This is a genomic window from Apibacter sp. ESL0432 (genome assembly GCF_019469225.1).
Taxonomy (GTDB): Bacteria; Bacteroidota; Bacteroidia; order Flavobacteriales; family Weeksellaceae; genus Apibacter.
Map to the genome: position 1 here is coordinate 1,623,129 of NZ_CP048266.1, position 23,192 is coordinate 1,646,320.

Genomic DNA, 23,192 nt, shown 5'->3' on the forward strand with positions numbered 1-23,192 from the left:
TAAGTAAACATCCTTTTTAATAATCAATTACTATGTAACTATATTTCGTAATCGATAGCTACTCTTTGATCAACCACTGTTTTTATAAACTCCACCACTTTAAGATGTTCCGGATGATTTGCATATAGAGTTAAATCTTCAAAATTTTTAAATCGGGAATCTAAAAGTATATCAAAATTTGACTGTGGAGCAATCTCCATATTGGTATTTACTTGGATATATTGTAACTCCTTAATTCGATCTTTTAAGGCTTCTAAATCATTTTTTATTTTTAAAGCGTTATTTTTTTTATCGCTTTCTTTAAGCTTCCACATTACAATATGATGTATCATTTTTATTGTTTTTAAATTATTTTGAATTTTTAATATAGATTTTAATTTATTCAATCCAATAGTAATTGCCAAAATTCAACATCTATCAATTGATTAAATTTTTTTCCTGATTCTTTAAAATTTCCTATCAGATTAAATCCTGTTTTTCGATGCAATTTTCTACTGGGCTCATTCGGTAAAGATATTACTCCTATAATGGAATGTATATCTATCTTTTTTGATTCTTCAATCAGGGCTGTAAGCAATTCATTACCTATTCCTTGATGGGTTTGATTATAATCCAGGTAAATACTGTTTTCTAATGTTATATCATAAGCCGAACGTTCTCGCCAAGTATTCAAATACGCATATCCTAGTAAGATTCCTTCTTTTTCATATACTATATAAGGATAACCTTTTGCCGATATTTTTTGAATTCTGTTTTCAATTTCCCGGGCACTAACTTTTTTTTCTTCAAAGGTAATGACTGTATTTTCTATATAATAATTATAAATTTCAGCTATTCTTAATGCATCGGATAGTTGAACATTTCTTATCATAATTTATTATTATTTTCTTTGTTTAAATTAATAATAATTTTTCAAAAATATACATTTATTTACACCATCCTTCCCGATCAAGACTACGATATTGTATAGCTTCTCCAATATGGTGTGCTTGGATAACTTCAGATTTATCTAAATCTGCTATCGTTCTGCCCACTCTTAAGATTCGATCATAAGCTCGGGCAGATAAACCCAATTTTTCAATGGCAGATTTTAATAAATTTTTAGAGATGTCATCCAACAAACAAAATTCATCTAATTGTTTAGGACCTATTTGAGCATTATAATGGATTCCTTCCGCTGTTTTATATCTTTGAGTTTGTATTTTCCTTGCTTCTACCACTCTTGCCCTTATTTCTGAACTTGACTCTCCTTTCCTTTTATCCGACAAATCATCAAAAGGAACGGGTGAAACTTCCACATGAATATCGATTCGATCGAGTAACGGCCCGGATATTTTATTCATATATCTTTGCATTTCTTGTATAGTGCTCGTATTTTTAGGGTCATTTGGAAAATATCCGGAAGGAGAAGGATTCATGGAAGCAATCAACATAAAACTAGCCGGATAGGTGATCGTAAATTTTGCTCTTGAAATAGTAACAATTCTGTCTTCTAAAGGTTGTCTCATGACTTCCAATACTTGGCGATTAAATTCAGGCAGTTCATCCAGAAAAAGTACGCCGTTATGAGAAAGAGAAATTTCTCCGGGTTGCGGATAGCTTCCTCCTCCAACTAATGCTACTCCCGATATGGTATGATGAGGATTACGATAAGGTCTTACTGTCATTAAAGAAGATTCTGATCCTAATTTTCCGGCAACGGAATGTATTTTGGTTGTCTCTAGTGCTTCCGATAAGGTCAATGGAGGTAAGATGGAAGGAATTCTTTTTGCCAACATGGTTTTTCCACTTCCCGGCGGACCGATTAAAAGTACATTGTGACCTCCGGCAGCAGCAATTTCCAAAGCTCTTTTTACATTTTCCTGACCTTTGACTTCTGAAAAATCAAATTGAAATTTATTATTATTCTCAAAAAACTCTTCTCTTGTATTTACTATGGTTGGATTTAATTGAATGTTTTTATCAAAAAAATCAATGACTTCTTTTATATTGTCAACTCCATAAACTTCGAGATCATTGACTATAGCAGCTTCTTTAGCGTTTTGTTTAGGAAGAAAAAAGCCTTTAAAACCATCTTCTCTTGCTTGTATTGCAATAGGTAAAACACCTTTTATGGGTTGTAAAGAACCATCTAAAGATAATTCGCCCATAATTAAATATTGATCGAGATGATCTCCTTTTATTTGCTCGGATGCCGCCAATATTCCCATAGCAATTGTTAAATCATAAGCTGATCCTTCTTTCCTTAGATCTGCAGGTGCCATGTTTACTGTGATTTTTTTACCCGGCATTTTATATCCACAGTTTTTTAAGGCTGCCGAAATTCGATGTGCACTTTCTTTTATTGCCATATCCGGCATACCTACCAACTGATACCCTACTCCTTTATCTACATTTACTTCAACGGTTATTAATTGAGCATTGACTCCATAGACAGAACTTCCATACGTTTTAATTAGCATAAAAAATAGTTTTATCCGTATAAATATAAAACTATTTTAGTTTATTTTAGATAATGTATGATGATGAATATCTGTTTTATACTTAAAATACTACTTTCATTATTTTTTAATACGTTCAAAGACGATAAAAAAATATGCAGTTATTATTTGGATGCAGCATCGACTAATTGCATATACCAATTTCTAAGATTTTTTTGTTGTTCGGTATCTAATTTTTTCAAGACACTTTTGTAATTTTCATCTATATCATTGGCTTTAAGTTGCAATTCTAAAATTTTACTATCATTACCTGCTTGAGTAGCTTCTGCTATTTGCTCAAAATATAATTTAGTTTCCTGAACAAAGTTGTCCACCTCTTTATTTTCAAATTTCGGTACTTTTTTAATTGGAGATAAACTTATCGTATCTAATGACGTAGGCTGTACCACTAGAGTACTATCCTTTGATTGGTTAGTATTTGGATCCTTCTCTGATTTTTTAGAATTGTTACATGAACTTATGCTTAAAGCAATACCTAAAAAAAATACGATATAAGATATTTTCATTTTCTTATTTTTAAATACTAATCAAAAGTACAATTAAATTATTCATTTTAATAGTGTTTTTAAGTTTCTATTAATAAAGCCTTAAATTATGAATAATAGTATGCTTTTATTTACTAACACAAAACCATATATTTAGCAATAATATCTTACATTTGCACCTGAATTTTAATATCATATATGCAATCAATTAGAAATATAGCAATTATTGCTCATGTCGATCATGGAAAAACAACATTAGTAGATAAAATTATTCAGTCTTGTAATGTTGTTGAAAAAAATGACGGGGATTTGATTCTGGATAATAATGATCTGGAACGTGAACGAGGAATAACCATTTTATCCAAGAATGTATCGGTTAACTATAAAGGTGTCAAAATTAATATCATTGACACTCCCGGACACGCGGATTTTGGTGGAGAGGTTGAACGTGTTCTTAAAATGGCTGACGGTGTATTATTGCTTGTGGATGCGTTTGAGGGACCAATGCCTCAAACTCGCTTTGTTCTTAGTAAAGCAATTGAATTGGGATTAAAGCCCATCGTAGTTATTAATAAAGTTGATAAAGAAAACTGCCAACCGGAACATGTACATGATCAGGTATTTGAATTGATGTTTAATTTAGATGCTACTGAAGAACAATTGGATTTTGAAACGGTATACGGTTCTTCTAAACAAGGTTGGATGTCCGGAGATTATAAACAACCTACTGATAACATTACATATTTATTAGATAAAATTATTGAATTAATACCGGAAGCACCTTATGTAGAAGGAACGCCTCAAATGCAAATTACCTCTCTTGATTTCTCAAGTTTTGTGGGAAAAATTGCCATAGGTCGTGTGTATCGTGGAGATTTAATTTCCGGAAAAGATTATACTCTTTGCCAGGAAGACGGTAAAAATAAAAAAATACGCATAAAAGAATTACAAGTCTTTGAAGGTTTAGGAAGAAAACCTGTTGAATCTGTTAGAAGCGGTGATTTATGTGCTGTAATCGGTATCGATGATTTTGAAATTGGAGATACCATTGCTGACTTGAACGAACCGGAAGCTTTACCTCGTATTGCGGTTGATGAGCCTACGATGAGTATGTTGTTTACTATCAATACTTCACCGTTTTTCGGTAAAGAAGGTAAATACGTTACTTCAAGACACCTTAGAGATCGATTAATGAAGGAAACTGAAATCAACTTAGCCCTTCGAGTGGAAGAAACTGATTCCGAAGATAAGTTCAATGTTTTTGGTAGAGGTATTCTTCACTTATCTGTCCTTATCGAAACTATGAGACGTGAAGGATATGAATTGCAAGTAGGTAGACCAAAGGTAACTATTAAAGAGATTGACGGTGTTAAACATGAGCCCTATGAACATTTAGTAATTGATGTTCCAGATGCTGTATCCGGCAAAGCTATAGAATTGGTTACTCAAAGAAAAGGAGAATTAAAAGTGATGGAACCTAAAGGTGATTTACAACATTTGGAATTTGATATTTCTTCTCGAGGTCTTATTGGATTACGTAACCTTCTTCTAACAGCAACTTCCGGAGAAGCCATTATTAATCATCGTTTTAAAGATTTTGAACCTGTAAAAGACATTATTCCGCAAAGACAAAACGGATCTATGATTTCATCTGAAACGGGACAGGCTTTGGCTTATGCAATCGACCGACTTCAGGATAGAGGTAAATTTTTTGTTGAACCGGGAGATCAAATATATAAAGGTCAAGTAGTCGGAGAACATAGTCGTGATAATGATTTGGAAGTTAATCTTATAAAAGGTAAAAAGTTAACTAACGTGAGAGCTTCCGGATCTGACCAAGCAGCTAAAATTTTCCCTAAAGTTGAATTTTCATTAGAAGAAGCTATGGAATATATTAAAGATGACGAATATCTTGAAATAACTCCTAAGAGCTTACGTATGCGTAAAATTTAGTATACTTTTAAATAGCATTTTATATAAATAAAAATATCCTGAATATTTCAGGATATTTTTATTTTCATCAGATAATTGGATTAATCCAATAATGCATTCATTTTTTCTGCTAGCTTTTCTTTTGGCTGAACCCCTACTACTTTGTCAACAACTTGTCCATTTTTAAAGAATAAAAGCGTAGGAATATTTCTGATTCCATATTCTACTGAAACTTCTTGATTGGCATCAATATCAATTTTAACAACTTTTACTTTTCCTTTAAATTCTTCAGACAATTCATCAACTATAGGTTTTAAACTTCTGCATGGTCCACACCATTCAGCCCAAAAATCAACCAAAACCGGTTCTTTGGAACTTAATACCTCATCTTTGAATGTTTGATCACTAATTTCTAAACTCATATTTGTATTATTTATATCTATATCTTCACTAATTGTTAAAGCAAAATTAATTTAAAAATTTCATTTTGCACTAGTAAAGAAATTGCATTTTTAATGATTTATGTGAATAAAAAATTAATATATATTAATTCTTGAAAATAAAATGAGCGCAAATTATTTTTTTACCTCAAACTTTAGCCTTAACATTATAGTAACAAGTTTAAACGTTTTATTAACAATTTTTACTTAAATCTATTAAATAATTTTGTATTTAAGAAAAATGATGTATATTTGCATCAATAATTAGTTGTTCTTTAATAAAGTTTTTTAGTGTTAATGAACCCTTTCATAGTTTCTATTGAAAGGGTTTTACATATAATAATGTTACATTAATGTTAAAATTTTTTTCCTTATCCCAATCCCCTGCTATATTTTAACAAGTTATTAATCTTAATATTTCATTTATAACATATATAAATATTATCTTTTTTATATTTATACAATTATTTTAGTTTAATGAATAAAATCCAAAATAAAAAAGTAATATATAAAGATTTACTTCATGCTGATTATCTTAAAACTTGGAAGTTGCAAGAAAAATTACTCCAATATATTGTTTCAATCAAATTAAAAAACAAAAAATCAATAACTAACGAAATAAATCTTACTCCCAATTATTTTTTATTTGTTTCTCATCCGCATATATTTACCTTAGGTAAAAATGGTAATTTAGATCATCTTCTTATCAGCAATATCAAACTTCAAGAAATTAATGCTCAGTTCATTAAAACCAATCGAGGCGGAGATATTACGTATCACGGTCCCGGACAAATTGTTGGATATCCTATATTTGATCTCGATAATTTTTTTAATGATATCCATAAATACATGCGCTTGTTGGAAGAAGTAATTATAAAAACCATAAATTTTTATGGAATTAAAGGAGAAAGATCTAACGGGGAAACAGGCGTATGGATTGATGTAAATAAACCTATGGCCAGAAAAATATGTGCTATTGGCGTAAAGGCCTCCCAATGGGTCACTATGCACGGTTTTGCCCTTAATCTATCCCCCAACCTTTCCTATTTTGACTATATCGTTCCTTGCGGCATACAAAACAAATATGTTACTTCTTTAGAAAAAGAATTAGGTATATCCGTAAACCCGGATGAGGTGAAAAAAGTTATTAAAAAATACTTTTCCGAAATATTTGATCTTGAATGGATTTAATATTTATATTCTATAATTTTTAATTATAATTACTATTTCATCTTCCATAAATTAAATTCTTCACCAATTTAATTCTTCATCTTAAAATTCAATATAGTAAAAAAAGATAAAAATTTTTATTATTAATTTTTACATTGTGCTTTATATCTTTAAGAATTTGTTAATATAATTTTTAGATTTTAAATATTTAAAAACTAAAAAAATTTAATTTCTACTTTATTTAACACTTTTTGTGATTTATTTAACTCTAATATTTTTTTTTGATTTATTTATTTAACAACATAAAAATCATGTTTTTTTGAATATTTAATCCATTTACATTTTATTATCACTTATATAGCACATTTGCAATATTTTTTATATTTTTGTTTGGAAAAATATCAAAAATATGGGTACTGAATCGGATAACCTGCATAATGCAGAAGGAAATGAAAAAAAGGTTGAATCAACTCAAAATTTAGAATCAACATATAATAAAAATTCTTCTAAGGAAGATTCTATTGATGAGCTAAATTCTGAAAACAACAAGGAGGATCAATCCGTTGAAGAAACAACCATTCCTGAAAAAGATTATGAATCTTTTTCATTAGAAAAACTCATTGATGAGCTTAAATATCTTCACAATCATTATCCAGTTCAATTAATTGGAGAAAATATTAATTCCATAAGGGATATATTTTTAAAAAAATTTGATGAACATGAAACGGAACGAAAACAAAAGTTCCTTAATGAAGGTGGAGACGAGCTAAGTTATCAACCCGATCAATTCTTAAAAAACAAATTCAATTCAGCCTACCACGACTATAAAACAAAACTAAACTCATATTATAAAGAACAAGAACAAAACGAGCAAAATAATCTCAATAAAAGACTTCAGATAATTGAAGAATTAAAAGAGCTGTATACAACCCCTATGGAATCGATCAGTTCTTTTTTTAAAAAATTCAGAGATATAAAAGAAAGATGGCATAATGCAGGTAAGATTCCTAAATCAAGAGCCGGTGATGTTTTCAGAACCTATTTTCATCATTTAGATAATACACATGAATTCATCAAATTAAATAAGGAACTTGAAGAATTGGACTATGCTCATAATTTGGAACAAAGAAGGGCTATTATTAGCAGAGCCGAAGAATTGACAACTGAGCCTAGTGTGCAAAAAGCATTAAATGAACTGCAATATTTGCACAAGCTATGGAAAGAACAAGCAGAACCTGTGGCGGAAGAGTTTAGAGAAAGTACGTGGCAAGAATTTAAAGCAATAACCCAAAAAATTCACGAACGCAAATCTGAATTATTTGAAAAAATTAAAGAAGAACAACAAGCGAATTTGGAGAAAAAACAAGCCATTATTTCTCAACTTGAAACTATAGCATCCGCTGAAAATCCCGATCATTCCTTCTGGCAAAATAATGTTAAGAAAATAGAAAATTTAAGAGAAGCTTTCTTTACTACAGGAAGAATTCCTAAAGAAACCAGTAGTGACACTTGGAGTAAATTTAAAAGTTTGCTTCATGAAATCAACAATAAGAAAAATACATTTTATAAAGATTTAAAAAAGATCCAACAAGAAAATCTTAAAAAGAAAAACGACTTATTGGAAATCGCTAAAGCAAATAAAGACAGCGAAGATTGGGAAGTTGCTTTAAATCTTTATAAAAAGATTCAGAATGAATGGAAAAATATTGGTCATGTTCCAAGAAAATATTCTGATAAACTTTGGGATGAATTCAGAGAAAATTGCAATTATTTCTTTAACCGATATAAATTAAGAAATAATAAAGTTAATGAAGAATGGATCGAAAATTTAAAAAGAAAGCAAAGTCTTTTGGACGAAATATCCTCCATTTCTGCTACTGATAAAGAAGATGCCCTTGCTAAAATCAATGATTACAGCATTCAATGGAATTCTATTGGAAAAGTTCCCAGAGAGAATATGAACATCAATAAAGAATTTAATTCAGCTATTAAAAATCTTATTAAAAAATTCGATATTGATAAAAACATCATTGATGAAATTCAGTTAAATATTAAAGTAGAAAATTATAAGCAATCTAAGGATGATAAAAAGCTGGATGAAGATCTACGAAAAATGAGAAAGCAAATTCAAGATTTGGGACATGAAATTGTTCAATTGGAGAATAATTTATCATACTTTTCAAATGCCAATCAAGACAATCCGCTTTTACAGAATACATTAAACAATATTGAATCCAAAAAAACTAAATTGGATGAATTAAAACAGACTTATTCAAAACTGGTTAATTTAAATTTGTCTGAAAGCGATTCAAATTATGAAGATGGTGAAGGTATTTCTGAAGAAACTGAGGAAGAATAATCTATTTCACCGCTTATAAAAAGAATTTATGGGTAATACTGTCGATGAAGTCTACATGCGGCGTTGTATAGATCTTGCTCAAAATGGTTTGGGAACCACTTATCCTAATCCTTTAGTAGGTTCTGTTATAGTTTACAACAATACAATAATTGGAGAAGGCTGGCATAGAAAATCAGGTGAAGCTCATGCTGAAATTAATGCCATTTCCTCGGTTAAAGATCAAAGTTTACTTAAAAAAAGTACCATTTATGTTTCCTTAGAGCCTTGCGCTCATTACGGAAAAACTCCTCCTTGCGCTTTAAAAATTAAGGATTTAAAGTTTAAAAAAGTGGTGATCGGTACTCAGGATCCAACGAGTAAAGTTAACGGTAAAGGAATTGAAATAATTCGCAATTCAGGTATAGAAGTAGTTACCGGTGTTATGGAAAAAGAATGTAAAAGATTAAATAAAAGATTTTTTACTTATCATTTGAAAAAACGACCGTATATTATTTTAAAATGGGCAGAAACTTTAAATAAGAAAATAGATAACGGCAGAGATAGAAACCATCCGTTCTGGATCAGCAATCCGTTTTCAATACAAAAAACACATGTGTTAAGAAATGAAGAACAATCTATATTAGTCGGAAAAAATACTGCTTTAATAGACAATCCTAGTTTAACTACCCGATCTGTTTATGGTAATAACCCAATAAGATTACTCATCGATAAAAATTTAGAAATTCCCCTCAGTTATTCTATTTTCGATGACCAAGCTGAGACTTTTATCTTTACGGAAAAAAAATCTCAATCAACTACCCATTTAAACTATTTTCAATTAGATTTTGACAAGGATTTAGTTCCCCAAATTATAAATGTTTTATACGACAAAAATATTCAATCGGTAATCATCGAAGGCGGTAAACAAACCTTACAACATTTTATTGATAAAGGAATGTGGGACGAAGCAATGATCATCACGTCTCCAAATATATTAAAAAATGGCACTAGTGCTCCTATTCTTTTCGGAGATATTAGTTATCAAGAATTAGTGGGAGACAATCTTATTTCATATCTTAAAAATCCATCAACGTTATTTTAATCAATTATCTACAAATCAATATCTTAAATTTACATGGATGATAAATTTATTTATAAAACTGTTGATACTGAAATAACGGATGCTCTTTTAAAAATTAAAGGAAGTAAATTTTACGGGCTAATATTTAATGTCAATAATGAACAAGAAGTAAAGGATTATCTAAAATTTAGTGAAACACTATATCCCAATGCAACGCATTATTGTTATGCTTTTCGAATGGGCATTTCGGGAGAGCTATACAGAGCCAATGATGATGGAGAACCTTCGGGTACAGCCGGATTACCAATCTATAATCAATTGCTTTCTTCAGGACTAACCAATGTACTTTTAATTGTAGTACGATATTTTGGAGGAACTAAACTTGGGGTTGGGGGATTGATAAAAGCTTATAAAGAAAGTGCTCAATATACTATTGAATGCGCAAAAATCATTTTTAAGGAATTAAGTGAGAACTATGAGCTCTTATTTGATTATGCGTTTCAATCTTCTGTTATGACTCTTTTAAAAAAATTATCGATTGAAATAGTATCAAGCACTTTTTCCGATAAATGTTATCTTGTAGTTGAAGTTCCCATGAAAAATAAAGAATTATTTTTTGAAAAATTCGATTCTTATTTGGCTCAAAATTTTATTGTCATAAAAAAAATTTTATAGCTCACTTATCGTACTGAGCAACAAATTTTCTACCGATTTATTAATCCAAAATAACACTAATTTTCCTTCTTTAAAAGCCATAAAAAATCATCTTGTTTTTTTGATTTCACAGACCAAAAATATACCTATTTCTTTAGAAAAATGATGGATATTAAAATAAATAATTTGTTCAACAACATTTCAATTCTATTTTTGCCTATTTGATGAATAAATTGTTTTTCACAACTATTGGCTCATATTCTGCAATCCCTTTATTGGCCCTATATAGATCGATTTTATACAATCCAAATTATTATTAATAATTAATATTTTTAAACAATTGTTTTTTATCCAATTTATCCTATCTTATTCTTATTTTTACGCTTTATTTCATCCAAGATAGAATATATATTTACTTACTAATAAATTTCTAAAAATACAACAGGTAATCCTCTTTTTTTTTCTAAAATAAATTAACAATTTTGTGATCTAAAAGGTGGGTAAAATTTTATCCTTTATTTTTTATACAAATTTAAAAAAATGTTAAATTCTGCGATTTCAATATGGGAAGCCTGTCTACAATATATCAAAGATAATATCTCTGAGAAATCCTATTTTACATGGTTCCAACCTATCAAGGCCGTAAAGCTTCAAGATAAAATATTAACCATACAGGTACCCAGTAAGTTTTACTATGAATATCTTGAAGAAAATTACATAAAGATAATAAAAAGTGCCTTAACCAAAAATTTGGGAAAAGATGCCAAATTGGTTTATTCCATTATGATGGAAAAAAACCAACAATCTGAAAATTCCTATACTGTTAACATTCCAAGTTCCCAAAAAGCACAAATAAAGGTTCAGGAAGTAGAAGCTCCCCTATTTATTGAAAGAGGAGTTAAAAATCCATTTATTATTCCCGGATTACAAAAATTAAAGATTGATAGTCAACTCAACACAAATTATACATTTGATAATTTTATTGAAGGAGATTCTAATCGTCTTGCCCGTTCTGCGGGAAAACAAATTGCTAAAAGACCCGGCGGTACTTCTTTTAATCCTTTATTTATTTATAGTAGTGTAGGTTTAGGAAAAACCCATTTGGCTCATGCTATCGGCTTAGAAGTTAAAAGAATTCAATCTGAAAAAACTGTCTTGTATGTTTCCATGGAAAAATTTTGTCAACAATTCCAGGAAGCTACAAAATCAAACAATAGAAATGATTTTATTCATTTTTATCAAATGATTGATGTGTTGATAGTAGATGATATTCATTTCATATCGGGTAAAAAAGGTACACAAGAAGTATTTTTCCATATTTTTAATCATTTACATCAAAACGGAAAACAGATTATATTAACCTCGGATAAATCGCCGGTAGACATTCAAGATGTTGAGCAACGATTAATCTCTCGATTCAAATGGGGGCTTTCAACTGAAATACAATCCCCTGATTATACTACGAGGTTAGCAATTCTCCAACAAAAAATGGAATTTGATGGTATTGCGCTTTCTGATGAAGTTTTAGGATATATTGCTAAAAATATTAAAACCAATATTAGAGAACTGGAAGGATCTCTAAATTCCATAATTGCTCAGGCAACTTTCAATAAAAAGGAAATAACCTTAGATCTTGTTGAAAAAACACTATCTAATCTTATTACTAATTCCAAAAAAGATATTACCATAGATTATATTCAAAACTTGGTTTGCGATTATTTTAAAGTATCAATTGATGCTTTACAATCAAAAACCAGAAAAAGAGATATTGTTCAGGCGAGACAATTAGCTATGTATTTCGCTAAAAAATATACCAATGCCTCTCTTTCTTCTATTGGTATTCAAATTGGTAAAAGAGATCACGCAACTGTATTACATGCTTGTAAAACGGTTGACAACTTATTTGAAACAGATAAGTTATTCAAATCTTATGTTGACGATTTAAATAAAAAATTGACTTCTGATATATGAAAATATTAATGGTTTGTTTAGGTAATGTTTGTCGTTCCCCTATGGCAGAAGGAATTTTACGTTCAAAACTTCCTGATAGTTTTACTGTAGATAGTGCCGGGATAACCGATTATCACGTAAATGAAAAACCTGATAAACGTGCGATTCAGGTTTGTAAAAAAAACAATATTGATATTTCTCAGCTAAGAGGCAGAAAATTTATTACTTCTGATTTCGACGAGTTTGATGCTATATATGTTATGGATCATGCCAACTACAGCGATATAATCTTCAAAGCAAAAAAAGAAGCAGATAAGAAAAAGGTTAAACTAATTATGTCTGAATCTCCTACTGCTGTTAAACAAAGTGTTCCGGACCCTTATTACGGTGATATAGAAGATTTTGAAAATGTTTTCAACCTATTGAATGAAGCTTGTACTTGTATTGCTGAAAAACTTTCAAAGGATTAATGGATAAGTTATTTACCCATTAATCGCTTCTACTGCTTCAATTTCATTAGGTAACATTTGTTTTAAAAGTTCCTCAATTCCATTTTTTAAAGTAAATGTTGAGGATGGACAACCATTGCATGCGCCTTGTAAAAGCATTTTAGCTACCTTCGTTTCTTCATCGAAAGAAATAAGTTCTATATTACCTCCGTCTCCGGCAATTGCAGGTAACACATATTCATCCAAAATATTTTTAATTTTAATTTCAATTTCTGAAAATTCTCTTCCCGTATGATCTGTAGTTTTATAGGTGGAAAAATTTTTTATGTTGCTGATCTCTTTTTCTTCTCTTAAATATTCAGAAATAGTATACCTTAGTTCCATAGAGATATCTTCCCATTGATAATCATCGGCTTTAGTTATGGAAACGAAATTATCCGATATAAACACTTCTTTTACATAAGGAAAACTAAATAAATATTGTGCTAAAGGGACTTCTTTAGCTTCGCTCTCATTTTTTAATTCAATTATTCCTTCAACTAAAATTTTGTTGGTAACAAATTTCATCACAGAGGCATTAGGCGTCATTTCTACATACACAGATATGGGAGTATTACGTGGCTGTAAAACAACTGAAGGATTCGCCAGTAATTCGTCTTCAATTAGTTCTTTTACTTCATCTAAGACCATATCCCATTCTACCATATCATTTTTTTGAACAGCAATAAAATTTGCTGTAATAAAAATATGAGTAACAAATGGCAATTGAAGTAATTCTTGTGCTATAGGAATATCACCCGCTTTTTTTATATCCGATATTTCATAACTGCCTTCTACTAATGTTGAGGGGGCAACGAATTTAACTATATTTTTATTGGGAGTTTTTTCAATTTTTAATTTCATGTCATTTAGTTTAATTCTTCAAAATTACATAACTTGCTAGTATCTATAAACAGATTCTTATAATATTATTTAAAAATATGGCGCTACTTAAAAAAGTATTAGATAAATTTCCCTCAATTGAAAATGATTGTTATTTATCAGAAACATGCGTAATCATCGGAGATGTGACTATAGGAAGCCAAAGTTCTGTTTGGTTTAATGCTGTAATCCGTGGTGATGTTAATTTTATAAAAATTGGCAGCAGAGTTAATATTCAAGACAATGCAGTCATTCATTGTACCTATATGAAACATCCTACCCTTATTGGAAATAACGTATCTATAGGTCATAATGCAATTGTCCATGGATGTTCCATTCACGATGATGTTCTGGTTGGTATGGGAGCTATAGTCATGGATGAGGTAACCGTAGAAAGTAATGCAATTATTGCTGCCGGAGCTGTAGTCACTCAAGGTACGTTTATATCACGTGGTGAAATTTGGGCAGGAATTCCGGCAAAAAAAATAGGTATGGTTTCAGAAGATTTAATGAAAAATAAAATACACCAGACGGCTTCCAATTATATTAAATACAGCAAATGGTATAGTAATGAAGAAGATGATGATGACAACGGCATTTAAGGATTCGATGCAAGAAATTTATTAACTTGATTACACTTTTTGTCAATAGTAAAGATTTAGATAAAGATAATTTTATTTTATGATTTATAATATTTTTTTAGTAGGATTAGGTGGATCTATAGGTTCAATCATTCGTTATCTATTATCTCTTTATATCCAAAAATATTATGGAGGAATATTTCCTTTAGCTACTTTTCTTATAAATTGTAGCGGATGTATTGTCATCGGATTATTTTTGGGATTATCAGAACGATTTAATTTTATAAACAATGAAATAAAATTACTATTAATAACCGGTTTTTGTGGTGGATATACTACTTTTTCAACTTTTTCAGCTGAAAATTTGCAATTATATCAAAATCATCAATTCTTCACTTTAGCTTTATATATAGGTATCAGCATCTTGATAGGAATTTTGGGTGTTTGGATAGGAAATTTTATTTCTAAAATCTGATATACCAATAAATTTTAGAGTAAAAGTCGAACTATGATTATTGTTTCTAAAAATGTTAAGAAACCGGATCTTTAAGCTCATATCTACTATTCAATTAAATTCCTCTCCTCAAAATGAAGGATAGATAGAGCTTGTAAGGGATGAAAAATAAGTATAGAGTTTAATTTGAAAATTTATAAATGACTTCCTTCTCTTCGTTTTGTATTTGAAATTCAAGATATTTAAAGCTGTCTCTAGGAATTACCCTAATCCATCGTTTGTAATTTAGAAACCATTCATTACGTATGCTTTTAATACCTTTAGTTAAATATGCCGCAACAAATGGATGTGTATGCAAATACAATTTGCCTTTATTTGAAACTATGGCATTTAAGATTTGTTGTTGAATTTTATCTACTAATACAATAGGAGATTCTACTTTTCCATTAATATTAGGATTTTCCTCTGTTGTATTCAACTGTTTTTGAGGACGTACTCTTTGTCTGGTGATTTGAACTATTCCAAATTTACTTGGAGGTAAGATTTTATGTTTTGCTTTATCATCTTTCATTACCTTTTTTAGATACTCATAAAGATCTTTTTTGTGCTGAGATGAAGTAAGATCAATAAAATCTATAACGATGATCCCTCCGATATCCCGTAAACGCAATTGACGAGCAATTTCTGCTGCAGCTAATTTGTTGATATGTAAGGCTGCATCTTCTTGGGATTTTTGATTGGCTGTAACGTTCCCTGAATTAACATCTATAACATGCATGGCTTCAGTATGTTCAATTATCAAATACGCGCCTTTCGATTGATAAATATTAACATGCTTACCAAACAATTGTTTTATTTGCTTATCTATATTGTAATATTCAAAGATGGGAATATGGGAATCGTAATATTTAACTAACTTAGATTTTTCGGGAGCAATAATATTAAGGTATTCTTTCATCTCTCCGGCCAATTCCTCATTATCACAAACGATACTAACAAAATCTTCATTTAAATTATCCCTAAGAATTGATGAAGCTTTATCTAATTCTCCCAAAATTTTGGCAGGTGCTTTGCTTTTTTTTATATTACGAAAGCACACATTGTTCCATTTATTTAAAAGATTAGTTAATTCCGATTGTAATTCTTGAGCGGATTTACCTTCTGCTACCGTTCTAATAATAAGTCCGAAACCATTAGGGCGTATTTGTTCTCCGATTTGTTTCAACCTGTCTTTTTCTTCAGCAGTAGATACATTTCTTGAAACTGATGTCTTGGATGCAAAAGGAATCAATACAAGATACCTTCCGGCTAAAGAAATTTCGGAAGATAATCGAGGACCTTTGGTTGAAATAGGCTCTTTGGTAATTTGTACGAGTATATCCTGATTAGGAGTTAGAACATCTTGTATAACTCCATCCTTGTTTATATCTTCTTCAAAAGGGAACGAAGTTAATTTGGGTGAATTTATTTTACCGGAAGATACTCCTTTACAGTATTTTAATGAAGATTTAATTTGTGGACCTAAATCAAGATAATGTAAAAAAGCATCTTTTTCGTATCCGATGTTTACGAAACAAGCATTAAGACTTGGGGCAAGTTTTTTTACTTTGCCCATAATAATATCTCCAACCGTAAAATTATTTCCTATTTCTTCTTCATGAAGTTCTTGAATCCTTCCTCCTTCTAATATTATAATTCTAACCTTTGAATGTTCGTATGATACTATTAATTCTTTACTCATCTTTTACATTAATTATCCACCCTTATACACATTCATTTTTGAACAAAAACATTCTTTACCTATTGTTTTTGAGTTTAAACTTTGGTAAAGAATGTACAAATATCTTAAGTAAAAAAACCTTAGTTTTATGTTAGAAGAAAATTATTTATTTTTCTTTTTATGACGGTTTAATCTTCTTCTTTTTTTACGTTTATGGGTCGCTACCTTATGACGTTTTCTTTTTTTTCCGCTTGGCATAGTGTTCTTTTATTTATTAATTATTACTAATTTTTGACTTTAACATTTGTTTTTACGTCTTCAACAAAAGACTTAGCTGGTTTAAAAGCAGGTACATTGTGAGCCGGAATCTTAATAGTTGTATTTTTAGAAATGTTTCTTCCTGTTTTAGCTGCTCTTTTTTTAATTAAAAAAGTTCCAAAACCTCTTAAATAAACATTATCACCCTTAGCCATAGCAGTTTTAATCTCATCCATAAAAACTTCCACGACTTTTTGAGTTTCAACTTTTTCAAGACCCAGTTTACTTGAAATCGAATTTACGATATCTGCTTTTGTCATACTTTTAATATTATATTATTATACTTCTAATTAAATTTTGAGTTTGCAAATATAATATTATTTTTGGAAAGTAAAACTTATAAACATTTAAAAGTGTGAATTTTATTAGTCTTTTACAGAAATGGTATAAAATTAATAAACGCTTACTGCCATGGAGGGAAACTCTTTCTCCTTATAACATTTGGATTTCGGAAATTATTTTTCAGCAAACTCGTATTAATCAAGGATATGAATATTATTTAAATTTTATTCAACGGTTTCCTAATGTTGAAGTTCTGGCAAATGCCTCCCAAGATGAAGTATTAAATTCCTGGCAGGGATTGGGATATTATTCTAGAGCGCACAATTTACACTTTACCGCAAAATACATTGTAAATGAATTATATGGTATTTTCCCTAATTCTTATCATGAAATAATTAAACTTAAAGGAATTGGAAAATATACTGCCGCTGCCATAGCTTCAATATCTTTTAATGAAAAAGTGCCCGCTCTGGACGGTAATGCATTTCGAGTATATTCCAGAGTTTTTGGCTCAGAAAAGGATATAAGTAAAAGTAGCACTTTTACCTACTTTTTTGATTTAATTAAACCTTTAATGCCGGAAAATCCAGGTGATTTCAATCAAGCGATCATGGATTTCGGTTCGATGGTCTGCACACCGTTACATCCAAAATGTGATCAATGTATTATTCAGGAGGAATGTTTGGCCTATACTAATAATTTACAAAACGTTCTTCCTATTAAATCTTCCTCGGTTAAAATTAAAGAAGAAAGTATACATTATGCCTATCTTTTTTGTAAAGACTTAACATTAATAAAAAAAAGAAATAACAATTCGATTTGGAAAGGGTTATATGAATTCCCCTTATTTGACCAAAATTTCAAGAATTACCAAATTATCCATAACCATCAGATTAAACATAAGCTTAGTCATAGATTGTTAACTATTACCATTTCAGAAATTGAAATTGATGAAAATGATTTTTATCAAGTCGCCCATAAAATAAATGCTATAATTTTGAATAAAAACAACTTAAAAAGCTACGCTTTTCCAAAACCCATGGAAAATTTTTTATTTTATAATTAAATTTTTTATTATTTTTGCTCATCAATGCGATCAATTTATATATAAAAATGAGTACATCTATTAATAAAGTAATTTTAGTTGGGAATTTAGGTACTGACGTAAAATCTTATAGGTTTAGTGATGGAAATATTGTTGTTAACTTTCCGGTTGCCACATCTGAAAGTTATATGAATAAAGAAACCGGAGAAAAAGTAGATGTAACTGATTGGCATAATATAACTGCAAGAAATAAACTGGCAGAACTTTGTGAAAAATTTTTGAAAAAAGGAAGTAAAGTTTACATTGAAGGAAAACTTAAAACTCGTAAATTTGATGATAACGGTATTACTAAACATATTACCGAAGTTATTGCAGATAATATTTTATTTTTATCCAACTTATTGGGTAAACAACCTGAAAATGAAGACATAATTCAGCATGATTTTTAAACTTCAAAAATACTTATAATAAAATTTCAATTTATATGGACGAGCCCGGGCCCACGAGTATTTCATTAATTTATATCCTCTTATTTTATAATTTTCTCTTCTCCTATAGTTTTAAGAGAAAAACTTTCTTTAAGTTATTTAGTAAAATTCTACAAGTATGTGCATTGACTGCTTTTGCATATACTTTATCCCCTCAAAAATATTTTTATTACAAGATAAAATATTTATATAAAAAGTTTCTATTTATAGGTAATAGATGGGATAATATACATATTGTATCTAAAAATTCGTTATATATATTATTTAATTAAATACTAAATTTATTTATTTAGATGAATAAATCATTAAAAAAATTATATATTTTATATTTTATTATTCTATTTTCTTTTTTATTACTTAGTTGTAAGAAAGAGGAATATTTACCTAAGCCAATCGGCCAGGTAAGATTAGAATACCCTGCACCCAATTACATACTTTTTAAAAAAGAAAAATGTCCTTTTGAATTTCAGTATTCAGACCTCACTAAAGTAGAGGATAAACACAAAAATTGTTGGTACAATTTTAGTTATCCATTCATGAAAGCAACTCTATATTTAACTTATTCTGAGGTAAACGGAAATTTAAATTCGCTATTAAAAGAAGCTCAGAGACTTGTATATGAACATACCATAAAAGCCAATTCTATAAAAACCAAATCATTTTCTTATCCGGAAAAAAAGGTATTTGGGAATCTTTATCGATTGGGAGGCGAATCTGCTTCAAATATTCAATTTTATGTAACAGACAGTATTAAACATTTCCTTTCAGGAAATTTATATTTTAAAGTTCAGCCTCGGCCTGATTCTTTACAACCTGCTGTTGAATATATTGAAAAAGATATTATTAAAATGATTGAAACAACTACCTGGGAATAAACTTAATTTTTTTATATTAAAATGTTAGAAATAGGAATTCTTTTATTATTGACTCTTTTAAATGCCTTTTTCGCTATATCTGAGATTGCCTTAGTATCGGTTAAAAGGCAAAAAATTGAAAACAAAGTTAAAAAAGGAAATAAAAAGGCTCAAATAGTACTCAATCTTTTAGAAAAACCGGAAGATTTTTTATCTTCTATTCAAGTGGGTATAACTTTGATCGGTATTGTATCGGGTGCTTATGGAGGCGCTACCTTAGTAAAATACGTTACTCCATTTTTTGAGCATTTCTCATTGACAGCAACCCATGCTAATGAACTGTCTTATATGGTCATTATAGCATTGATTACTTATGTATCCATAGTTTTGGGAGAGTTAATCCCTAAGACTTTCGGCATGAGAAATCCTGAAAAAATAGCTTTGACTGTTGCTCCAATTATCAAAGTTTTTTCAATGGCTTTGTATCCGTTTGTTAAAATCCTTTCATTTTCAACCCATATATTTAACAAGATATTTAAAATTTCAAATGTGGAAGGTGAAAAAATTTCTGAGGACGAACTAATTTATATGCTTAAGACAGCAAGTTTACAAGGGGTTTTAGAAAAAGAGGAAAGTGAATTGCATCAGAATGTTTTTGCTTTTTCAGAACAAAAAGCTAAAAGTTTAATGACATACCGCAAAAGAGTTGAATGGATTAATTTAAAAGATAGTTTCGAAGAAATTGAAAAGCAAATTAAAGACAGCAATTTTACCAAATTTCCCGTGTGTAACGGTAATTTAGATGAAGCTAATGCCTATTTGGCTATAAAAGAATTTTATGAAAATATAAACACGCCAAATTTTGATATAAAATCCATTATAAAAACTCCGATCTTCATTCATGAAAATATGCATTCTGTTGATATTTTACAGGAATTCCGTAAAAATAAACAACATATGGGTTTTGTTGTTGATGAATATGGTACATTTCAAGGTATTATTACTTTGCAAGACCTTATTGAAGGTATTGTGGGTGACATGCCTGAGAGCGATGAAGAGGAGACAGAAATTGTGCAACGTGAAGATGGTTCATATTTAGTTAACGGTAATATAGGAATTAGAGATTTAAATTCTTTTTTTGATGATACCATTATTGAATTAGACGATGATGAATATGTTACGTTAGCCGGATTTATTATTTATCATATGGAGTATATTCCTGAAGTTGCCGAAAAATTCAATTATAACGGATTTTCATTTGAAATTGTAGATAAAGATGCAAATAGAATAGATAAAGTATTAATGGAAAAACTTAATTCTACGGAAGAAAACGAGGAGAGTTCCGCTGAAGATGAAATTACTGATTAATACTATTTTTTATGATTTACTTTATTTATAGTTTGCTCTTTATTGGATTTATTATTATTTCATTTATGCTTTATCGGTTTTTACTAAAAACTACCGATATAATGAAGTATATGTTTTTCATTATTTTATACATAGTCGGTATATTACTATTTTTTCAGGCAGCAGAAATGATTATTATCTATTGGTATGATCCCATACCTGCTAAGTATTTAAATTTTATGTTCTTAACCTATCTTTTTGCTACAATGATTGGATTTATAAGTATTTCAATTATTACCATTAAAAAGTTGAAAAAGAAATGAGTTATTCATTTGATTTATAGACTTTAACATAAAAATTTTCATCAACATAAAATTTATTGATTAAATTCTTAGATTTGAAGGATTTCCAATTTTCTGTAGGTTTAATTTTACCTATAGACGTGTTTATTTCCATTGAAAAGCCATTAACAACGTTTGACCATTTATAAAATAAGGTATTATCTTTTATATAATAATTTAATACGGGTATATCTACAGTTCTTAAATATTGGTCAAAAATTTTAGAAAAATTAATTCCTGATTTTTCTGATATATAATTTTCTATTTGACTCGAAGTAACAGTTTGATGATAAAAATCTTGGTTTAAACCTCTGAGTATATTTCTGAATAGTTCATCATTTCCGATAATTTGTCTTATGGTATGTATCATATTGGCTCCTTTATCATACATATCTGTACTTCCTTTTTTATTTTTAGAATACGTTCCTATAATGGGAATATCATTTTTAATATTCTTTCTTTGTCCTATTATATACCTATTTGCTTTTTCCTTTCCATAAAAATATTCAACAAATAACGTTTCCGAATAGGTAGTGAATGCTTCATGTATCCACATGTCCGCAATATCCGCATTAGAAATATTGTTGCCAAACCATTCGTGTCCAGATTCGTGAACTATAATAAAATCCCAATCCAACCCTATACCCGTGTCACTTCTGTCTTGACCTAAATAGCCATTTTTATAATTATTGCCATAAGCAATTGCACTTTGATGTTCCATGCCTAAATAAGGCGCTTCAACGATCTTATAACCATCCTCATAAAAAGGATACGGGCCGAACCAATATTCAAACGCTTCAAGCATCTTTTTTACTTGTGAAAATTGAAATTTAGCTTTATTTAAATTTTCAGGCATAACCCAATAACTTAATTCTAAATTTCCTTTTTCTCCCTTATATTCATCTTTAAAATTTACATAATCTCCTATATAGGGAATTATATTGTATGAATTTATGGGATTAATCACCTGCCATTTAAAATAATTTTTTTGTGATTCATTCCAGTTATCTTTAAGTTTCCCATTGCCTATACCTTTTAAATGGTTATTGGTAACAATAGTTAAGGTCATTCCTTCATCCGGCTCATCTCCCAAATAGCCCTTGCATGGAAACCACACACTAGCTCCAATGCCTTCACAAGCAACGGTCATCCAATCTTTACCATTTCTATCTTTAGAAAATATCCAACCTCCATCCCAGGGAGCATTTTCTGCAATTTTGGGTTTTCCGCTAAAATAAATAATGAGTTCCTGATCAACATTTTCTTTTTCTGCATTGCGACTTATGTCTAAATAATAAAAATTTCCTTTTTTTACATATGGTATACGGTTATTTTTTACAGTCAAAATACTATCAATATTCATTGGATTTTGAAGGTCTATTTGAATTATTTCAGATCCTTTATTTTGGAATTTAATTTTGTTTGAACCTTTTAGAAATTTTGCTTTAAAGTCCGGTTCAATGATTAGGTCATAATGTTTTACATCCCAATGTTCTATATACTTATTTTTATTACTCTCTATCGAATCTTTAAATATAAATAAAGCTCTTTCTTGAGCAACAAAAATTAGTGGGAAGAATAAAAATATAACGTGTTGAAATTTAAAAGATTTCATAAAGAATACTTTAACGATGGAATTATTTGCTAAAATTAATTATATAAAAGAACGTATAGGATATAAGTATCTTGTACTTTATTTTAATTATTGTAAAAATAGTTTTATAACAATGAAAGGTTTATTATACGTATTGGTAAAAAAATTTTAGTCACTAATGAACTTCACTCTAATTTAATCGTATTTCACATTTGAGGTCAAATTACTTACTATGTAGTTAATTTCT

22 protein-coding genes are annotated in these 23,192 nt (G+C 29.4%); 13 read left to right on the forward strand and 9 right to left on the reverse strand.

Going from position 1 to position 23,192, the window contains the following annotated elements; all coding sequences use genetic code 11:
- Positions 1–38 precede the first annotated feature (38 nt).
- The 4 genes from GYM73_RS06805 to GYM73_RS06820 form a co-directional block, all read right to left on the reverse strand.
- Positions 39–332 carry a Dabb family protein gene (locus tag GYM73_RS06805; protein ID WP_105298006.1) on the reverse strand — a complete coding sequence of 98 codons (294 nt, stop codon included), beginning with the start codon at positions 330–332 and terminating at the stop codon, positions 39–41.
- A gap of 50 nt (positions 333–382) precedes the next feature.
- The gene (locus GYM73_RS06810) at positions 383–871 is read right to left on the reverse strand and encodes a GNAT family N-acetyltransferase (RefSeq protein ID WP_220233387.1); all 489 of its coding nucleotides are present in this window, start codon (positions 869–871) and stop codon (positions 383–385) included.
- Between the two features lie 55 nt (positions 872–926).
- The gene (locus GYM73_RS06815; protein ID WP_220233388.1) at positions 927–2,462 is read right to left on the reverse strand and encodes a YifB family Mg chelatase-like AAA ATPase; all 1,536 of its coding nucleotides are present in this window, start codon (positions 2,460–2,462) and stop codon (positions 927–929) included.
- Positions 2,463–2,605: 143 nt separating this feature from the next.
- Entirely contained in the window at positions 2,606–3,007 is a 402-nt protein-coding gene (locus tag GYM73_RS06820; RefSeq protein WP_220233389.1) for a hypothetical protein, read from the reverse strand.
- Between the two features lie 177 nt (positions 3,008–3,184).
- Between GYM73_RS06820 and typA the strand changes: the two genes are divergently transcribed.
- On the forward strand, positions 3,185–4,939 hold the full coding sequence (typA, locus tag GYM73_RS06825; protein ID WP_160557163.1) for a translational GTPase TypA: 1,755 nt from the start codon (positions 3,185–3,187) through the stop codon (positions 4,937–4,939).
- An 80-nt stretch (positions 4,940–5,019) separates the two neighbouring features.
- Here the strand turns inward: typA and trxA are convergent, their stop codons facing one another.
- Positions 5,020–5,340 (reverse strand): thioredoxin, encoded by a 321-nt coding sequence (trxA, locus tag GYM73_RS06830; protein WP_220233390.1) that lies wholly within the window; start codon positions 5,338–5,340, stop codon positions 5,020–5,022.
- Positions 5,341–5,835: 495 nt separating this feature from the next.
- Here trxA and lipB point away from each other — a divergent pair, with 495 nt between their 5' ends.
- The 6 genes from lipB to GYM73_RS06860 all read left to right on the forward strand — a co-directional run bounded on the left by lipB (position 5,836) and on the right by GYM73_RS06860 (position 13,021).
- On the forward strand, positions 5,836–6,549 hold the full coding sequence (lipB, locus tag GYM73_RS06835) for a lipoyl(octanoyl) transferase LipB (RefSeq protein WP_160564151.1): 714 nt from the start codon (positions 5,836–5,838) through the stop codon (positions 6,547–6,549).
- Positions 6,550–6,937: 388 nt separating this feature from the next.
- Positions 6,938–8,887, forward strand: coding sequence for a DUF349 domain-containing protein (locus GYM73_RS06840; protein ID WP_220233391.1), 1,950 nt, complete (start codon positions 6,938–6,940; stop codon positions 8,885–8,887).
- A 28-nt stretch (positions 8,888–8,915) separates the two neighbouring features.
- Complete coding sequence (ribD, locus tag GYM73_RS06845; protein ID WP_255570951.1) at positions 8,916–9,968, forward strand: bifunctional diaminohydroxyphosphoribosylaminopyrimidine deaminase/5-amino-6-(5-phosphoribosylamino)uracil reductase RibD; 1,053 nt, start codon at positions 8,916–8,918, stop codon at positions 9,966–9,968.
- 33 nt (positions 9,969–10,001) lie between these two features.
- A complete protein-coding gene (locus GYM73_RS06850) occupies positions 10,002–10,622 on the forward strand; it encodes a YigZ family protein (protein WP_220233392.1) in 621 nt (206 codons plus the stop codon).
- A 519-nt stretch (positions 10,623–11,141) separates the two neighbouring features.
- Positions 11,142–12,572 (forward strand): chromosomal replication initiator protein DnaA, encoded by a 1,431-nt coding sequence (gene dnaA / locus GYM73_RS06855; protein WP_105298016.1) that lies wholly within the window; start codon positions 11,142–11,144, stop codon positions 12,570–12,572.
- Positions 12,569–13,021 (forward strand): low molecular weight protein-tyrosine-phosphatase, encoded by a 453-nt coding sequence (locus GYM73_RS06860; RefSeq protein WP_255448927.1) that lies wholly within the window; start codon positions 12,569–12,571, stop codon positions 13,019–13,021. Before dnaA ends, GYM73_RS06860 begins: the two co-directional genes overlap by 4 nt.
- Positions 13,022–13,033: 12 nt before the next feature.
- Here GYM73_RS06860 and GYM73_RS06865 read toward each other — a convergent pair whose 3' ends face one another.
- The gene (locus tag GYM73_RS06865; protein ID WP_220233393.1) at positions 13,034–13,903 is read right to left on the reverse strand and encodes a NifU family protein; all 870 of its coding nucleotides are present in this window, start codon (positions 13,901–13,903) and stop codon (positions 13,034–13,036) included.
- Between the two features lie 77 nt (positions 13,904–13,980).
- Here GYM73_RS06865 and GYM73_RS06870 point away from each other — a divergent pair, with 77 nt between their 5' ends.
- A complete protein-coding gene (locus GYM73_RS06870) occupies positions 13,981–14,523 on the forward strand; it encodes a gamma carbonic anhydrase family protein (protein WP_166004327.1) in 543 nt (180 codons plus the stop codon).
- Positions 14,524–14,602: 79 nt separating this feature from the next.
- Positions 14,603–14,977, forward strand: coding sequence for a fluoride efflux transporter CrcB (gene crcB, locus GYM73_RS06875; protein ID WP_160566951.1), 375 nt, complete (start codon positions 14,603–14,605; stop codon positions 14,975–14,977).
- Between the two features lie 160 nt (positions 14,978–15,137).
- Here the strand turns inward: crcB and GYM73_RS06880 are convergent, their stop codons facing one another.
- Both GYM73_RS06880 and GYM73_RS06885 read right to left on the reverse strand, forming a co-directional pair.
- Positions 15,138–16,697: an Rne/Rng family ribonuclease gene (locus GYM73_RS06880; RefSeq protein ID WP_160564159.1), complete on the reverse strand. Its 1,560-nt coding sequence runs from the start codon at positions 16,695–16,697 to the stop codon at positions 15,138–15,140.
- Between the two features lie 263 nt (positions 16,698–16,960).
- Entirely contained in the window at positions 16,961–17,254 is a 294-nt protein-coding gene (locus tag GYM73_RS06885) for an HU family DNA-binding protein (protein WP_105298021.1), read from the reverse strand.
- Positions 17,255–17,349: 95 nt separating this feature from the next.
- On the opposite strand from GYM73_RS06885, the gene mutY reads away from it, so the two are divergent.
- The 4 genes from mutY to GYM73_RS06905 all read left to right on the forward strand — a co-directional run bounded on the left by mutY (position 17,350) and on the right by GYM73_RS06905 (position 21,031).
- Positions 17,350–18,342 carry an A/G-specific adenine glycosylase gene (gene mutY / locus GYM73_RS06890; RefSeq protein WP_220233394.1) on the forward strand — a complete coding sequence of 331 codons (993 nt, stop codon included), beginning with the start codon at positions 17,350–17,352 and terminating at the stop codon, positions 18,340–18,342.
- A 47-nt stretch (positions 18,343–18,389) separates the two neighbouring features.
- Positions 18,390–18,770, forward strand: coding sequence for a single-stranded DNA-binding protein (locus GYM73_RS06895; protein WP_105298023.1), 381 nt, complete (start codon positions 18,390–18,392; stop codon positions 18,768–18,770).
- Positions 18,771–19,102: 332 nt separating this feature from the next.
- The gene (gldD, locus tag GYM73_RS06900; protein WP_220233395.1) at positions 19,103–19,684 is read left to right on the forward strand and encodes a gliding motility lipoprotein GldD; all 582 of its coding nucleotides are present in this window, start codon (positions 19,103–19,105) and stop codon (positions 19,682–19,684) included.
- A 21-nt stretch (positions 19,685–19,705) separates the two neighbouring features.
- A complete protein-coding gene (locus GYM73_RS06905; RefSeq protein WP_220233396.1) occupies positions 19,706–21,031 on the forward strand; it encodes a hemolysin family protein in 1,326 nt (441 codons plus the stop codon).
- A gap of 303 nt (positions 21,032–21,334) precedes the next feature.
- On the opposite strand, the gene GYM73_RS06910 is transcribed toward GYM73_RS06905, so the two are convergent.
- Positions 21,335–22,966, reverse strand: a complete 1,632-nt coding sequence (locus tag GYM73_RS06910; protein WP_220233397.1) for a M1 family metallopeptidase — start codon at positions 22,964–22,966, stop codon at positions 21,335–21,337.
- Positions 22,967–23,192: the final 226 nt, after the last annotated feature.

Excerpts from the sequence above, each read along its gene's own strand:
- GYM73_RS06805 (WP_105298006.1), bottom strand. The coding sequence starts at position 332 with ATGATACATCATATTGTAATGTGGAAGCTTAAAGAAAGCGATAAAAAA.
- GYM73_RS06810 (WP_220233387.1), bottom strand. The coding sequence starts at position 871 with ATGATAAGAAATGTTCAACTATCCGATGCATTAAGAATAGCTGAAATT.
- GYM73_RS06815 (WP_220233388.1), bottom strand. The coding sequence starts at position 2,462 with ATGCTAATTAAAACGTATGGAAGTTCTGTCTATGGAGTCAATGCTCAA.
- GYM73_RS06820 (WP_220233389.1), bottom strand. The coding sequence starts at position 3,007 with ATGAAAATATCTTATATCGTATTTTTTTTAGGTATTGCTTTAAGCATA.
- typA (WP_160557163.1), top strand. The coding sequence starts at position 3,185 with ATGCAATCAATTAGAAATATAGCAATTATTGCTCATGTCGATCATGGA.
- trxA (WP_220233390.1), bottom strand. The coding sequence starts at position 5,340 with ATGAGTTTAGAAATTAGTGATCAAACATTCAAAGATGAGGTATTAAGT.
- lipB (WP_160564151.1), top strand. The coding sequence starts at position 5,836 with ATGAATAAAATCCAAAATAAAAAAGTAATATATAAAGATTTACTTCAT.
- GYM73_RS06840 (WP_220233391.1), top strand. The coding sequence starts at position 6,938 with ATGGGTACTGAATCGGATAACCTGCATAATGCAGAAGGAAATGAAAAA.
- ribD (WP_255570951.1), top strand. The coding sequence starts at position 8,916 with ATGGGTAATACTGTCGATGAAGTCTACATGCGGCGTTGTATAGATCTT.
- GYM73_RS06850 (WP_220233392.1), top strand. The coding sequence starts at position 10,002 with ATGGATGATAAATTTATTTATAAAACTGTTGATACTGAAATAACGGAT.
- dnaA (WP_105298016.1), top strand. The coding sequence starts at position 11,142 with ATGTTAAATTCTGCGATTTCAATATGGGAAGCCTGTCTACAATATATC.
- GYM73_RS06860 (WP_255448927.1), top strand. The coding sequence starts at position 12,569 with ATGAAAATATTAATGGTTTGTTTAGGTAATGTTTGTCGTTCCCCTATG.
- GYM73_RS06865 (WP_220233393.1), bottom strand. The coding sequence starts at position 13,903 with ATGAAATTAAAAATTGAAAAAACTCCCAATAAAAATATAGTTAAATTC.
- GYM73_RS06870 (WP_166004327.1), top strand. The coding sequence starts at position 13,981 with ATGGCGCTACTTAAAAAAGTATTAGATAAATTTCCCTCAATTGAAAAT.
- crcB (WP_160566951.1), top strand. The coding sequence starts at position 14,603 with ATGATTTATAATATTTTTTTAGTAGGATTAGGTGGATCTATAGGTTCA.
- GYM73_RS06880 (WP_160564159.1), bottom strand. The coding sequence starts at position 16,697 with ATGAGTAAAGAATTAATAGTATCATACGAACATTCAAAGGTTAGAATT.
- GYM73_RS06885 (WP_105298021.1), bottom strand. The coding sequence starts at position 17,254 with ATGACAAAAGCAGATATCGTAAATTCGATTTCAAGTAAACTGGGTCTT.
- GYM73_RS06895 (WP_105298023.1), top strand. The coding sequence starts at position 18,390 with ATGAGTACATCTATTAATAAAGTAATTTTAGTTGGGAATTTAGGTACT.
- gldD (WP_220233395.1), top strand. The coding sequence starts at position 19,103 with ATGAATAAATCATTAAAAAAATTATATATTTTATATTTTATTATTCTA.
- GYM73_RS06905 (WP_220233396.1), top strand. The coding sequence starts at position 19,706 with ATGTTAGAAATAGGAATTCTTTTATTATTGACTCTTTTAAATGCCTTT.
- GYM73_RS06910 (WP_220233397.1), bottom strand. The coding sequence starts at position 22,966 with ATGAAATCTTTTAAATTTCAACACGTTATATTTTTATTCTTCCCACTA.